Below are 15651 nucleotides of genomic sequence, written 5' to 3'. Positions count from 1 at the left end.
TGGGGAGAAAAAAGATGCATTTTCGCAGGAATTTATCATTGGAGGTGGGAACATAGGCGAAATTCCTGCATAATTGCAGGCTTTCTCGGCAGAAGAGGGCACTGGCCTAATTCACCTTGCGATATTTGCTCCCCCAACACGGTACTGTTCAACCAATCTATTCCCATCCGCTAACTTTCTGCCAACCATATTTTCCAGCTCATCAATGCGATTAACCAATTACTTACCTCACCACTGCCATGTTCCATTACAACGCAACAAACTACTGTTCTATAGAGAGGTTTAGTAGTAATGCCCAGATCACTGTGCCATTTCAGTCATTTAGCCGATGCATTCACGGGCTGCGACACCACATTCAGCAACTCTGCTTCATCATGGTCAACGTACCCTATAGTACCTATATCGATGTAGTTAAAACTTGGAAGCTCTTGTTCACAGCATTCTGCGAACGAGTTATAATGTGCTTGGACCGTTAGGATACATAAGAAATTGGAAGTAAACGTAAAGTGGTCGGATGTTTGGACAGACAGAGTTATTCGTACGAGGAAGTGAATGAAAGATGAGACGCGGACGCTTTGCACCGACTCCGTCAGGAGATATGCATCTGGGCAACGCCAAGATCGCGTTATTGTCCTGGCTGCAAATTCGTTCTGCAGGCGGAGAATTTGTTCTGCGGATTGAAGATATTGATACACAACGCTCCAAGCCGGAAATAACAGACCGGATTATCTCCGATCTCAAATGGCTTGGATTAGATTGGGATGAAGGGCCTGAGCTTGGCGGAGCCCATGGCCCTTATTGGCAGAGCGAGCGGCTGGAGCTGTACCATGCAGCATTGAGCAAGCTGCAGGAGATGGGCCGCCTCTATCCCTGCTACTGCAGCCGCGCCGAGCTGTTGGCCGTGGCCGATGCACCGCATGGCCTCTCCTCCGAAGGCGCGGCTTACGCCGGGACCTGCCGCTTCCTAAGCGAAGCGGAGCGCATAGAAAAAGCCAAGAGCAAGACGCCTTCGCTGCGTTTTGCTCTTGGCGAAGATGCCATCTCTTTCGAGGATGGCATCTTCGGGCCACAATCGTCTCCGCCTGGCAGCGGCGGAGACTTTATCGTACGGCGAGCTGATGGGATGTACTCCTATCAGCTCGCCGTCACCGTCGATGATGCCCTTATGGGCATCACCGACGTACTGCGCGGCGCGGATCTGCTCGACTCCACGCCGCGCCAGCTCCAGCTCTATCGAGCGCTGGAGCTAACCCCGCCCAACTTCGCCCACGCACCACTGCTGCTCGGCGAAGACGGACATCGCCTGGCTAAACGCCACGGCGATCTGGGCATATCCGCGCTGCGCATGGCTGGCGCGAAACCGGAGGCCATCATCGGCTGGCTGGCCTACATCAGCGGAATCATTGACATGCCCGAGCCCGTCCAGCCATACGAACTGGCCTCCAGCTTCTCGCTGCCGCATATTTCGCATCAGCCGTTCATACTGACCGGGCAGATGATCCGCCAGCTCCTGCCTTCCTAATCCCGAGGCAGGAGAAGCTCCCCGAAAACGTTACTATTGAGATACCAAGCGGGGGATCGGACACTCGTTACATAGCACACTAACTTTCCCCTATTTTCACACCTACATTGGGCGCATTGAGCAGATTTAGATAAATAAACATCAGTGCACGCGGGCACTAAAAATTCCTGCAAATATGCAGGAATTTCGTAAATATTTCGCCCTCAGAGAGTAAATTCCTGCGAAAATGCATCCTTTTTCTGCGAAATGACCTGATTTCAGGGGAATATGAGGAAAAGCCTGCATATATGCAGTAATTTACTCAAATCAGGTAGATTTGGGCAAAAAGCCTGCATATTTGCATCTTTCGAGTTTGTGATGGGAGTAGCAGCAGCAGTTTGGCGGGTATGAAGTATCTCTTTGCAGGGAAATGGGCAGTTACACGGGTTCCACAGTTGTAGGGATTTCAGGGTTCTGCGCCACTCCCCATTTAACCAATGACCTACAGCAGCGATTCCGCTCCGTCGATCACGATGCGTGCGCCGGTGATGTGGGTGGATTCGTCGCTGGCCAGGAAGGCGACCAGGTCGGCGACTTGATCCGGGTGGCCGGGGCCATGGGCAAGCGGCTGGGCACCCTCAGGGTATTCGACGGGAATGACGATTTCTTGCAGGTCCTCGCTCAGCTCGGTAGATGAATCAATATTCGTGGCGATGGCTCCCGGACAGATGACGTTGACGCGGATTTTATATTGGGCCAGCTCCAGCGCCATCATTCTCGCAAAGCCAACCTGCCCAGCCTTCGTCGTGCTGTAAGCGGACATGCCGAAGCCGGAGAACCGGTCATTCCCATTAATCGAGCTCGTAATAATGATACTCCCCCCGCCTTGCTGCTTAAGATACGGGACGGTATGCTTCACAGTCAGAAAGGTGCCGCTCAGATTAATACTCAGCGTCTTCTCCCAGTCCTCGAAGCTCAGTTCCTCCACAGGGGCCAGCGTGCCGTTAATCCCCGCATTGGCGAATACCACATCGATCCCGCCAAACTGATCAGCCGCTTCCTTTACCGCCCGCTCCACCCGGATTGGATCAGAGACATCCACATCGAAGGCACGCGAGTTACCACGAATCACTTCATTGATATGCCGCTCCGTGCTGCGGGTACGCTCATCAATCAGATCCAAGAGAGCGATCTGCGCCCCCTCTCCCGCCAGCCTTAAAGCAGCAGCTCTGCCAATCCCGGAGCCAGCTCCGGTGATGAGTGCCGTTTTCCCGCTGAACCTGCCCGTATTCCTCGAATTACCTACCATTTTCAACATCTCCTCATTATAGATCATGCGAACCAGGAAGAAGCCTATGTCACAAGATTACCCATAATGAGGGGCTATTTAATCACTGAACCTTCATTTCCCCATGCTGCCACAGCAGTAGAACCACCTAAATACCGAGATTCAGATGGCACAGCGACCGCGATGAACACACCATTGTATGGCGTGAAGCTTGATGCAATCAGGCTACAAGTTATGGCGTAGCCGCGTGTAATATCCGGTGTATTTGCCCCCCTTGATGCGATCATGTATCGACAAGCGGAGCATAGATTTTCCCAAAATTTACCTAACTATCACACCTAGTTCACCTTATCATTGTTGTCAACAGGCAGACGAATATCATCAGCATCGACCATCCATCCCCCATAAATCCCCGCTCTTATAAATCCCTCCCCTTAAAAATCCTCACAGAAATCAAGTAGGATATAACGATGATTAGCAGGAGTGAGCTTACGCCAAGCGCGATACTACCGACCGGATGTGAATTTAGCCACGTGCTCATGTTCGTAAAGTCATATTCGGAAGCAATGCCAGATACAGCGCCATTTCCCAGCATGACCAGCATCATCATGGCCACATTCAGATACTGCCCTCCATGGATGCCGAGCCAATAGTACAGGGGCAGATAAATACTCATCAACACCAGCACTGAGATTAGACTGGCCAACAGCATGGTATAATCAATACTGGCAGAATGTGAGTGATACAACGACATCCCCATGTTAACTATGGAGCATGTTGCCAGCGCCAGCAGGACAAAGAGGATTGAAGTCACATATTTGGACAGCACCAGGCGGCTGCGCTTAACCGGCAATGTCACGAGAAATTGCTGATTAGCCTGCCGCATATCCGAGCTCACGACCAGGATTAACATCATCCCCGGCAGCAGTCCATATAGCATGTTCAAATTACTGTTCATGAACAATCCTGAGAACCCGATTACATACAGAGCAATGATCCAGATATAACGCCGTTGCAATATGAAATCTTTACGCACCAGATTTAATATTTCAGACACGAAGCCGCGCCTCCTTCACTGTAAAATACATAATATCCTCCAGCGACGGCTGCTGGTACATCACAGAATCACCGAACATCGATACTGTGCCGCCGCGATCCGCTGACAGGGCCTCGAAGCCGATCCCCGTCTCCCTTACGCCGACGAATTCCCGACGCACATCATTATCCAGCAGCTCCTTGCCACCTTTGACAAGCACATACCGCTCGAGCACCCCATCCTTGGTATCCGAGAATATAAGCTGACCCCGATTCAAAAAAGTGACATAGTCCGCGATCCGATCCAAATCCGTCGTCACATGGGTCGAGAACAGAATCGTCTTCTGATCATCCAGGATGTACTCCGCTAACAGCTCAAGCAGCTCGCGGCGGAACACCGGATCAAGACCCGCGGTCGGCTCGTCCATGATCAACAACGCAGGATTATGTGACAACGCGATTGCAATCGCATATTTCATCTTCATCCCTTTCGAGCAATCCTTGATCTTCTTGCGCAGCGGCAGCTCGAACAGCTCCATATATCTCTGAAAGGCCGTCTCATCCCAAGCCGGATAGAAAGGGGCGATAATCTTCTTCATCTGCTCCATACTGAGCCAATCATAGTAGATACTCTCGTCAGAGATATAGCCGATCTCCTGCTTGTAGCGCCCTTCTCCCTGCTCCGCGCCATGCCCCAGCACCTGGATGCTGCCCTGATCCGGCTTTACCAGCCCCATGATGGCCTTAATTATCGTACTCTTACCCGCTCCATTTGGACCGATCAGCCCGGTAATATATCCCTTTGGAACCTGAAACGTTACATCTGACAAACGGTAATTCTTATAGCTTTTACATATACCCTGAACTTCAATGGCATTCATGCTCATTTACCTCCCTCTTGATCCAGCAGCCTGATCCATTCTATCAATTGATCGGTGGACACGGAGATGCTATGGCATCCATCCAGCAGCTCTCTGATCTGCTTCTCCAGCTGCTTCATCTGCTGCTCCCGAATAAATTCCTGATTGCCGCCCGATACGAACGAGCCCTTGCCCACCACGGAATCGATCAATCCCTCCTTCTCCAGCTCGTCATAGGCCCGCTTCGTGGTAATGACGCTGATCTGTAAATCCTTGGCCAGCTGGCGAATCGAAGGAAGAGCAGCCCCCGGCGCGAGTTCGCCCTGCAATATGGCGCTGCGGATCTGCCCGGCAATTTGCCAATATATCGGCTCTCCTGAAGAGTGGGACAATAGAATATTCATGCTTCACCTTCTTCATCTGCTATGTTATATTTGTTTTTAGTGTATATATACAATATATACACTTTAGCGCTATTTTGCAACCCTATCATTCACTCTCTCCCATAAAAAAAGAGGCTACCCCAAGCCACAACGGCTCAGGATAGACCCTCCAATATTGTCGAAAAGCTTCCTCATTAACTTGTTAATGCCTACTAGACTGCTACATTCCATATACTTCAAGCTCGACATAATGAGTATACGCATTCGCTGTGCTTCCACTTGACCAGTATCTTACATATCGAGCTTGGACGGGTGTCGGCAAACTCAATTCCAACCCAGCCGAGGTCTCGGTATACTCCTGATCCGTACCTGCTCCTTGCCCTGCCGAATTATCCGTATCATTATTGAAAACAGTCGTCACGCCGGATGAGAAATCAGCCGTGTCCGATAGCTGAATCACGACATCATGATATTTCCGATTGTTCCCGAAGTAATGCCATGTCTTCAGGCGCTCGATTTGATAGCTCTGTCCGAGATCCAGCTGTACCCAATGCAGACCCGGTTCATTCAGGCCGGCGAACTGGTTGGTATCCTGACTGCTTCCATCCGTAGCATAGCCTGGATTCGATATCGTCGTGCTCGAAGTCAAGCTTTTGCCCAGCGCCAGATTCCAAGGGACCTCGCCCTGGTATTCGAAGGCCCCCCGATCAGTTGGGCTGCCGTTATAAGGTACGGCGTCCCCGGCAAAATCCATCCCGCCGTCATTCGCAATCGTTGCTCCCGAATTAATAGCAGGTGACTGGCTTTGCAGCCTGTAGCCGTCCAGATCTCCAATCCCTGTAGCTTGCCCCGGATTCACAAATAACGGATTCGCTGTGATCATCGCCGCATCGGGAATCGTGCTTACCGAAGGGACTTTATTGCCATAGAACAGATTGTGATCATACGTCCAGCCGGATTTAGCTGTATATCCGCCCGAGCCCAGGTTATAAAATATATTGTTACTAAGCTTCACTTCAGTAGACCCACCTTGCGAGACTAGTGGCTTCGTATTCAGACCCGAACGAATATAAAAGACGTTATTATAAATCTGGATATTCTTCACATTGTTGCCACGGCAGATCGAGAAGGTCTGATATTTGTCATTCTGACTGATGTTATAGCGGAATATCCCGTCAAATGTACCGCCACCAGGCAAATCAGCATCACCGCAGATGAGCAGCGTTCCACCATCATTATCATGGCTGTAATTGTATTGATAGATGATACCGCGACTTCCATGATCGAAGTCAAAAGGCATTCCGTCACGGGTTGAATATCCGCCGCTAACTTCATTATATTGGTAGATCGTGTTATCGCCGTTATAGGTCCACAAGCCCGCATTGTAACCAGCTGATGTCTTATTATATCCATCAAGCCTGTTGCGTTCCACTAGCGCGCCATCCGACGTATGCGGGGTAATCCCGTCACCGCCAATATTCCTGAGCTGATTGCCGCGAATCACCACATTGGTTAGCGGAATCCATGGCTTGCTGGCATCGAACCCGCTGCCTTGCAGCAGCTCACGATTGCGCCAAGTCGAGGATGTGGTAATCCCCGTCCGCTGGACATTCTCGACCACATTGTTCTCAATGTAAACGCCATCAAATTTGGTCGCCTGAATGACTGGCCCCGAACCGATCTCGACATGAACACGTATGCCCGCGCTCTCGCCCGTATCCTGACCATTTACATCATGCACATAGAGATCATGAATCCGAATATTGTGCAGAACAGCAACATTCTCAATATCTGTCGCCGCGCCTGCCTGATAGTCCTCTCCTACTACCTGCACACCCACCCGCGGTGCGGTAGCGGAGGATGACCCATAATTCGTGACTTCCAGGAAGCCGATATCCCAGTATTCCTGATTGTACAGGTATACGGCACGCGCAGCACCAGCCCCTTGAATCCGCGGCAAGGCTCCGGTATCATACATTCCAATCGTAATCATCTGTTCAGGAGTACCTGAGCCAAGCGGATGCAGAGTTCCGGTCCACACACCGCCAGCCTTGAATAGAATGCTGTCCCCCGGCTGAAACGTGGCGTTATTCACTTTATCCAACGATTTCCATGCCGAATCAGGACTGGTACCGCTGTTATTGTCATCTCCATCTACCGAATCAATATAATACGTTGTGCCATTAGCGGATATTTCATTTGGACCGATAACCGTAAACAAGCTGGTTAATAGCATGCTGATGAGAACGAGAACCATCGGTTTGCTCCGTATAACTCGATTCATACTATACCTCCAAATGATAAATTTAGATTATTTAGACCATTCTCCCTGGATATTGCCTGCTTGCAGCTCCTGATTCACCTCGTCGATGACTTCCTTGCCACCCTTATCCATATATTCCTGCACCATAGCCTCCCATTCGGAGATCGGTCTTTGGCCGACGATCATCTTCGTTGTCTCATCCGTGATGTATTTGAACAGCTCCGTCTTCTTCTCCATGAATTTCGGCGGATGCACCCGGTGGATCGGATTAACATAGAATTCAGCTGCCGAGAGCATGTCATAGAACGCCTGATCCTGTTCTTTATAGGCAGGCTTAGCCAAGGCGATATAATCCTTCAGCGTCTGCTCATTGCTTGTCCAGGCTACGTCTGGAATATAAGCTGCCGGAGCGACCAGCGCGAAGTTCTGCGGATCGTCAACAACAACTCCGTCTACCATGTTATAGCCTTTACCTTCATGTCCCTTGATCCAGTCGAAATACTCATTCTGCGGGTTCCTTTCCTCAAGCGGCACATATTGTCTGGAATAATCGATCATTTCCAGGATTCTCTTCACTTTCTCAGGCTCACCCTTCAATTTCGCGTTTAGCAGATACATCCCGTAGAAGCCAGATCCATGTGTGAAGCCCTGGGAACCGTCCGGCGCCTTGAATGCGGGAATCGGCACTACCTCGGCATTAGGCTCAAGCTCCTTCAGGATCTCCAGGTCGATCCCTACTCCTCCCGGCTGCTGGTACCAAATTCCGACTTTACCGGCATTGAAACCTTTGAATACATCATTATACGTAATGATCGGCCAGTCTTTATTCAAGCCTCCTTCCTTGTACAAATCAGCCAGAAATTGAATTTTATCCTTATTCCCCTGGGATATATAACCTGGGATATATTGTCCACTATCATTCTTATGATACCAGGTTTCCGCGTCATAATAAGCGCTGAAGGAAGGGTCATAGAAGATTTCCTTGGACAATCCGAGCCCCGTCGTATTATTCATTCCATCCCCATCCGGGTCCTGCTTGGCAAATGCGACGGCTACTTCCTTCAACTCCTCATAGCTGGTTGGCATTTGCAGTCCCAGCTTGTCCAGCCAGTCTTTGCGGATCATCGGCTTCTTACCGCCCTTGGTTTCGAAGAAGGTCGGAATAGCGTAAATCTTCCCTTCCACCTTCATAGCGTCCCATATAAAATCATCTACCGGCTTGAAGGTCTCGTAGTCGCCGATAAATTCATCGAGGGGCAGGAATGCGCCCTGCTTGGCCCATTTCACGAAGTTCGAGTCCGCATCTTCTATACTGATCACATCTGGAATATCGCCAGAAGCAATCTTCACGGCCAGCTTCTCCGTATACACGTCCCAAGGAAGCATTTGCGGCTTGAAATCGATATTGAACTTCTCGTTGATAGCGGTAACCCCATCGCCTGTCACCGGTGGAACCGGGTCCTTCCAGGTGCCGGACATCCAGGTCACGGTATATTTCTTGCCGCCATCCGCTGCATTATTGGCGCCCTGCTGCGAATTATTCCCCGCTGCGTTCCCGTTAGATCCGGAGTTGTTAGAGCCGCAAGCAACCATCGTTAGCACAAGGGTAAGACTGAGTAACACTTTGATGTATTTTCCCATGATAAATATGAACCCTCCTCGTAAATTTGTTCCAGTCCATCGATAGCTTCTAGCCTTTTACAGAACCCAGCATCACCCCTTTCGCGAAATGCTTTTGCAGGAACGGGTAGACGATCAGGATCGGGATCGTTGCGATCAGAATCGCTGCCATTCCGATGGTCTCCGGTGGCGGAGGATTCTGTGTCAGACCGTTCAAACGGCCCTCAGACAGCGCCGTCGTAGCCTGGTCCAGAATGACAATTTGCCGCAGAACAACCTGTACGGTCCATTTACTCGGATCATTGATATATAATAGCGCATTGAAATAGGTGTTCCAGCCGCTGACTGCATAGAATAGTCCGAAGGCGGCCAGTGCCGGCTTGGAGAGCGGTAGGATAATCCGTGTAAAAATATTCAGATCATTGCCGCCATCGATCAGCGCTGCCTCGGTCAGTTCTTTCGGAATCGACATCATAAATTCCCGGAAGACGATCAAATTATAAGAATTAATCGCTGTCGGGATGATGAGCGCCCAATAAGTATCCAGCAAATGTGTCTCTTTGATGACCAGGTATGTTGGAATAATGCCTGCTCCGAAGATGAAAGTGAACAGCACCATAAACATCCAGAAGCGTTGACCATAGATGTCACGGGATAATGCATACGCCATCATCGCGGTGAGGATCAGACTGAATATCGTACTGACCACCGTAATAAATACCGTAACTCCAATCGATCTTATGAACGACTTCGAACCGAGAATGAACTCATAGGAATCCAGGACCCATTTTTTCGGCCACAATATAATATCACTTTGCACGAATTCGCTAAAAGAAGTAAATGAAATGATAATCATGTAATAAAAAGGAAACAACATGAGGAGCGCTATAATGATCAGTAATATCATGTTGATTAGGCTGCCTAGCTTCTCTCCCCGACTCATATATTTATACATCCTCTTCCCCTCCTGCTGTGTGAATTAATAGATGCCTTGCTCGCCGAATCTTTTGGCCAATCTATTCGCCCCGACAACGAGGATCAGACCGACAAGCGACTTGAATAATCCTACCGCCGTGGCGAAGCTAAAGTCAGATTGCTGCACACCTTTGAAGTAGACGAAGGTATCCAACACTTCACCGACCTCTTTGTTAAACGGATTCAACATCAGGAAGATTTGTTCGAAGCCTACATCAAGCACACTGCCAAGACGAAGGATCAGCAGGATAACAATCGTGCTGCGGATCGCCGGGAGCGTGATATGCCAGATCTGTCGCCAGCGGTTAGCACCATCGACGACGGCTGCCTCATACAGGTCCGGGTTAACACCGGAGAGAGCCGCCAGGAAGATGATCGTCCCCCAGCCGGATTCCTTCCAGATGACCTCAAGTACAATCAGCGGCATGAACCAGCCTGGAGACTGCATGAATGGAATGGATTCCATCCCGAACGCCTGTTGCAGAAATTGGTTCACGATCCCGTCTGATTTCAGTAATACGGTCACCAGACCGACGACGACAACCCAGGACAGGAAGTGCGGCAGGTAGACGATAGACTGAACGACGCGCTTGAAGCCTTCATTGCGCACCTCATTTAACATGAGCGCAAGGATGATCGAGATCGGGAAAGCGAATACAATTTGTAAGAAGGATAATAGAATCGTGTTCCACAGCACTTGCAGAACCTCTGGATCCTCGAATATCTTCTGGAAATGCTTAAACCCTACCCAATCACTATGTAGGAAACCTTTAAATACGTTGAAATCCTGAAAAGCGATAATATTCCCGAGCATCGGTACATAGCGGTACACAATGAAATAGATCAACCCCGGAAGCATCAATAAAAATAAATATCGCTCTTTCCAGATTCTTTTAAAAGCTGTCTTTCTGTATCGACCCGGCTTCGGTAATCCGAGTTCACCTGGCGTCAAAGTATTCTCCGTTTTCAACATGGCTGTTCTCCTCTCTCTGGTGCCTCTCATTTTGTGATTCCTGGATCATTTCAATTTTCAAGTTGATTTCAAGCCGTGATCTTATATTATTAAAATTAACCGATAAAACCGGGCTCGTATATCGGCTTATTTCTGCGTTCTGAGCGTAATTGCAGAATAATCCGAATAATTGCACAGGTTCGGTAAATTCGCTCATTTGCTAAATTACATCACGTTATAAAGGGGTCCTCATGATGCGACAATTACTACGGCTTAAGCTTAAGTCTCGACCTGTTCTCGTGAAGCTTCTATCCAGTTTCTGTATCATTATCGTTCTGTTTTCCTCGTTCAGCATGTTCTCTTATTATTTTTTTCAGAAGAATATCCATGACGAAATCATCACCTATAATGAGACGAATATGGCGAATACGACCCGTAACTTTGAACAGTATTTCCAGCTTCTGGACAGTGTCATGGTCAACTTCTACCTTAGCAATGATTACATCAACAACACGCAATCGCAGAATTTGAATTACGCTCAGGCCTCGGGGCTGATCACCGACCTGCAGCGCCTGATCACGAATCAGCATTTGTACATAAATAACATCCTCGTATACGACATGAGATTTAATACTGTATTTGACAAGACAAGAGGAGGAAGCCCGGAGCAGGTATTTAATGAATATTTCCGAAATCCAGAGTATACCGCTGACTTCTGGAAGCAGGAGTTTGCCAGCACCTCCTATCTGAAGATGTATCCCGCCGCTTCATTTAAGCAACAATCTACATACTCAGCCTTATCGGATTCCGTTCATGCGCTGCCTTATATGGTGAAGAGCAAGGTTTATCCTGACTTTGCCATTCTCGTTCTAATTCGGACCGATGAATTATTCGAGAATTTTCACCAGTCGATTAATAATAATTTCTATATCCTTGATCCTCAGGGGGGGCCTTTGCTTACGAACATCAATGCGGAGGGCATCACGCTGCCCAGCGTTCAGCCTGGAGAGAGCTGGATTAAGGACGGGCATAACTATTACTTCTACCGTACTGGAGGGAACACGGGCTATACCTATATCAATATTGTGCCGGATGAGCAGATTTCCTCACGGGCCAGCTTCAATGTAACTCTGACGGTTCTGTTCATCATTGCCCTAATCATCAGCATCGTCTCGTCCATCTTCTTCAGCATGCGGTTCAATAATCCGGTCAAAGAGATTGTCGCCTCGATCCGCCAGTTGAATACGAGCCCAGGGACAAAGCACGTCAATGAATTCGAGCTGATTCGTAATAGCATTCATTCCATGGTCAAGGCGAATCAAGAGTATCAGGATTTAGAGGAAAAAAAGGCGTTATTGCGCTACTACGACTATGTCAATCGGCTCAAGAACATCCGCGGCAATTCCAGCGAATCTTTAGAGTTCAATAGTGAACAGCGCCCGTATCGCTTCATTCTATTTCAGTTGAACTATACAGCTCAGTTCTTCGAGGCCTCCATCGGGAAAGAAGACAAGACGGCGTATTATATTCGTGAGTACATCAACTTGACGATGCGGAATGCCGCCACGAACACATATACCTTCCAGATCGAGAATAATCAAATTCTATCGATCGTCTATGAAGAAGCAAATCATCCTGATCTGCTGGATAGTCTGACTCAAATTCTGAATGTACTTGGCGAAGATAAGGAATATTGCTTCCTGACCATTGCTGTAAGCTCCCGTTACGAGGAATCCGCAGACATGACCAAGGCTTATGATCAAGTATTGGATCTACTGAAATACCGTCCATTCCATGATCAACCTCAGATTCTGGACGAGCAGCGGAAGACGCTTGACGGATTCATCCCTGCTACCTCTTTAATAGAAGAAATTAATTTTCATCTGAAGAATGGGAACTATGAGCTCGTCGTCCAAGCGGTAAGCCGAATCCTCCAGCAAATGGAGAAAAACCAGGCGGGGACCTATCTCTTCTATAATATGGGGGAAGAAATCAGAAGTAAGGTGAACCGGATTCTTCATGATACGAAGGGAAGTACCGTGCCTCCGATGCCTGTCGAACAAATCCATACGGTAGAGCAGCTGACTCAATATTTAGAAGGAATTATTCAAGAGGCGACCATGGCTACGAAATCGCAGAAGATCGAGCAAGGCTCGATTGTCGGATTTGTCATTACTTACATTGAGGAGCATTTCGCGGAGGATATTACCCTTGACGGAGTGGCGGAGAAGCTGAATATTACCGGTCGCTATTTATCAACCCACTTCAAAGAGAAGACCGGGATTAATTTTATCGACAAATTAAATGAGGTTCGCATCGAGAAGGCGAAGGAACAACTTCGGAGCAGCGAGCTGGCCATTCATGAAATCGCTAACAAAACAGGGTATTACTCGCTTAGCTCCTTCAATCGCATGTTCAAGAAATTCACCGGAGTGACTCCAAGTGAATATCGCAGACATGCCAGTCAAAGTCAGAACTATATCTGAATCCGTTAAGCTTACAGGATCGACAAATAAACCATCACCTGGGGTGATGGCTTATTTGCTCTACTAGCATAAATTATGGCATGATGTCCATAAATGGTATTACCCCATCATCATTTTCCCCCTTAGAATCTGATCATGTCCTATACTTGCTCCTGGATATCATGGCTTGTCAGGCCGCACCAGTCTCTTATCATCTCCTGAATATTCTCCATGGAAGTTGGCGTCGCGATCATCCAGTCTTCATCCTCTTTCACGCTCGTGCGCAGCAGCCAATTCATGTGATAATTATTAATAAATTTAACACTTTGAACTTCCCAGTCATGTTCATCCCAGGAATAGAAACGGAGCGATCCGCTGGACGTATTAGATTTGATACATCTCGCCAGAGCAATCACCGATTCCTGATCATCCGTCGTATTCGACAGCTGCAGCATCAATTCCTCAATCTCCAATTGCTGGGCCTGGGACACGATCTCAGCAAACTGGCTTCTGGATAGCAGCAGCGCCGGAAGCTCCCCCGGATTTTTCAACTTCTGCTCTGTACCCTCGAAGGAATATATACGCTCGCCTTCATCTATGTTCAAATCGGTTACCCGATATTGTCCTTCCTCCTTGCCCAGACACTCCATCCTTATGATCCTGGTCTCGCTAATATATTGCAGTTCCTCATACTCCCGACCATCCACCGTATATTGCAGCATATAGGCTTTGTTCGCCAACAACATATGGCTGATTACCGACAGCAAAGAGACCGAAATGTGGAACTCTCCGTCCGGTCCAGGCAAGATACATCCTCTGGAGATGAGCTGTTCTCTTCCTTCCTGCCAGATCCTAGCATCCACATCCGAACCGCTGGATTTGAGAATGAACGCTTCCATATCTCCATTCGGCAAGCTTTTCTCTCCCAGCAAGCTGACCACATAGTATAATTCCTTAGCACTTAGTATTATTTCACCCGGTCCCTCCGAGTCCATTGTTGTCATCCTCACACCTCCTTAGAAACATTACAACATGTCTATTAAAAATTTACCATATAGCAATCTACCATGTAAGTATGATCTATTCAACTTATTTTACGCAACTTGCTTGAATATGTTGTGCCTAGTATTTTTTTCTAGTATTATAGAAGCAAATATAGGTATGTTTGTCTTATAAGCGTCACAGAACATTAATTGAAATATAATGATATCTTAATCTTTTTTTAAGCATTCTAACCTAAAATAAGTAATATGAAACCACTGTATAGAGGTGATTTAGTAATGAGAATCCTAATTAACTTCCAAAACGTTCAAGTTCCTGTATATTTTAATGCTGAGACGAAACAACCTATTCAACGCACGCTCAAGCTGCTGACTAGCGCTCTCGATAACAAATTGCGTAATGGCAAGAATGCCTTGAAGAAATGCTTGAATTCGTTAATCAGTATTGAAATCGAAGGTTCCGAAGCTATCCTGCACAGCAAGAGCGAATTCGATACCTTGGCCCTGTCACTCTACTAAAACCAGACATGATGATCCTTACTAGAAATAGAAAGACCCGTTAAGCAGCTGTAAGGCTTACGGGTCTTTTCGTTATTTCTGACAGGATGCGATTTCAATACGGAGCAACGGAATCAGCTCATTTAGCTGCTGAATCGTATGCCAAGGCTTCCCGCCTGTCAGTGTCTGATCCCAGGCGTGAGCTCGCTGCAGCCATACCCCTCTAATGCCAAGTTGCGCGGCCCCCCATATATCATTGCGCGGATGATCTCCGACGATCACTGTCTCTTCAGCGGATGTCCCTAGCTTTTCTAATGCTAAATGATAGATCCTTGGATCGGGCTTATGGATGCCGATATCCCCGGATACAACAATCGTATCGACATAAGGGCGCAGCTGGAGTGAGTCGATCTTGTTATGCTGATGACTGCTGGCGCCATTCGTAATGATACCGAGCTTAAGACCGCTTGCTCTGCATTGTAGCAGTGTATCGAGTGCATACGCCATCGCTCTGGCATGGGTCATATAGTTCAGCCCATAGTAGCTAGTAAGCTCCTCCAGGCTCGGCTTCTCGATCCACGGCAGCTTTTCGATCAGCTCCAGGAAATATCCCTGCTTCGACCGATAGCCGTCCGCATCACTCTTAATCATATAAGCGAGCAGTCGTGCCTGCTCCTCCCCGCTCATGTCAATCAGGCATTCATCGATAAGCTGCCGTGCAAATTGCTGAAATGTCCAATCCCTATCCATTAATGTATTATCCAAATCAAATAGTATAGCCTTAATCCTCATTATTTCCCCCTATACGAA

13 protein-coding genes are annotated in these 15651 nt (G+C 48.1%); 3 read left to right on the top strand and 10 right to left on the bottom strand.

Annotation, left to right across the window (positions count from 1 at the left end; all coding sequences use genetic code 11):
- Window positions 1-559 precede the first annotated feature (559 nt).
- Window positions 560-1522: a tRNA glutamyl-Q(34) synthetase GluQRS gene (gluQRS, locus tag BFJ94_RS04320; RefSeq protein ID WP_120461532.1), complete on the top strand. Its 963-nt coding sequence runs from the start codon at window positions 560-562 to the stop codon at window positions 1520-1522.
- Window positions 1523-2003: 481 nt separating this feature from the next.
- On the opposite strand, the gene BFJ94_RS04315 is transcribed toward gluQRS, so the two are convergent.
- The 8 genes from BFJ94_RS04315 to BFJ94_RS04280 all read right to left on the bottom strand — a co-directional run bounded on the left by BFJ94_RS04315 (window position 2004) and on the right by BFJ94_RS04280 (window position 10784).
- Complete coding sequence (locus BFJ94_RS04315) at window positions 2004-2819, bottom strand: SDR family oxidoreductase (protein WP_438803712.1); 816 nt, start codon at window positions 2817-2819, stop codon at window positions 2004-2006.
- A 388-nt stretch (window positions 2820-3207) separates the two neighbouring features.
- Window positions 3208-3846 carry an ABC-2 transporter permease gene (locus tag BFJ94_RS04310; protein ID WP_120461529.1) on the bottom strand — a complete coding sequence of 213 codons (639 nt, stop codon included), beginning with the start codon at window positions 3844-3846 and terminating at the stop codon, window positions 3208-3210.
- Complete coding sequence (locus BFJ94_RS04305; protein ID WP_120461527.1) at window positions 3839-4705, bottom strand: ABC transporter ATP-binding protein; 867 nt, start codon at window positions 4703-4705, stop codon at window positions 3839-3841. Before BFJ94_RS04305 ends, BFJ94_RS04310 begins: the two co-directional genes overlap by 8 nt.
- Before the next feature lie 2 nt (window positions 4706-4707).
- Window positions 4708-5088 (bottom strand): GntR family transcriptional regulator, encoded by a 381-nt coding sequence (locus BFJ94_RS04300; RefSeq protein WP_120461524.1) that lies wholly within the window; start codon window positions 5086-5088, stop codon window positions 4708-4710.
- 199 nt (window positions 5089-5287) lie between these two features.
- Entirely contained in the window at window positions 5288-7351 is a 2064-nt protein-coding gene (locus BFJ94_RS04295; RefSeq protein WP_120461523.1) for a discoidin domain-containing protein, read from the bottom strand.
- A 27-nt stretch (window positions 7352-7378) separates the two neighbouring features.
- Entirely contained in the window at window positions 7379-8971 is a 1593-nt protein-coding gene (locus BFJ94_RS04290) for an extracellular solute-binding protein (RefSeq protein ID WP_120461521.1), read from the bottom strand.
- A 49-nt stretch (window positions 8972-9020) separates the two neighbouring features.
- On the bottom strand, window positions 9021-9905 hold the full coding sequence (locus tag BFJ94_RS04285) for a carbohydrate ABC transporter permease (protein WP_120461519.1): 885 nt from the start codon (window positions 9903-9905) through the stop codon (window positions 9021-9023).
- 24 nt (window positions 9906-9929) lie between these two features.
- Window positions 9930-10784, bottom strand: a complete 855-nt coding sequence (locus tag BFJ94_RS04280) for an ABC transporter permease (protein ID WP_229717173.1) — start codon at window positions 10782-10784, stop codon at window positions 9930-9932.
- A gap of 344 nt (window positions 10785-11128) precedes the next feature.
- On the opposite strand from BFJ94_RS04280, the gene BFJ94_RS04275 reads away from it, so the two are divergent.
- On the top strand, window positions 11129-13363 hold the full coding sequence (locus tag BFJ94_RS04275; protein ID WP_120461515.1) for a helix-turn-helix domain-containing protein: 2235 nt from the start codon (window positions 11129-11131) through the stop codon (window positions 13361-13363).
- Window positions 13364-13503: 140 nt separating this feature from the next.
- On the opposite strand, the gene BFJ94_RS04270 is transcribed toward BFJ94_RS04275, so the two are convergent.
- On the bottom strand, window positions 13504-14346 hold the full coding sequence (locus tag BFJ94_RS04270) for a hypothetical protein (RefSeq protein WP_120461513.1): 843 nt from the start codon (window positions 14344-14346) through the stop codon (window positions 13504-13506).
- A 276-nt stretch (window positions 14347-14622) separates the two neighbouring features.
- Between BFJ94_RS04270 and BFJ94_RS04265 the strand changes: the two genes are divergently transcribed.
- Window positions 14623-14862 carry a hypothetical protein gene (locus BFJ94_RS04265; RefSeq protein WP_120461510.1) on the top strand — a complete coding sequence of 80 codons (240 nt, stop codon included), beginning with the start codon at window positions 14623-14625 and terminating at the stop codon, window positions 14860-14862.
- 72 nt (window positions 14863-14934) lie between these two features.
- Here the strand turns inward: BFJ94_RS04265 and BFJ94_RS04260 are convergent, their stop codons facing one another.
- Complete coding sequence (locus BFJ94_RS04260; RefSeq protein WP_120461508.1) at window positions 14935-15633, bottom strand: HAD family hydrolase; 699 nt, start codon at window positions 15631-15633, stop codon at window positions 14935-14937.
- Window positions 15634-15651 lie beyond the last annotated feature (18 nt).

Source organism: Paenibacillus aceti, assembly GCF_003614185.1.
Lineage (GTDB): Bacteria > Bacillota > Bacilli > Paenibacillales > Paenibacillaceae > Fontibacillus > Fontibacillus aceti.
The sequence above is the reverse complement of the archived record's forward strand: the minus strand, read 5'-3'. Positions and strand labels throughout refer to the sequence as shown.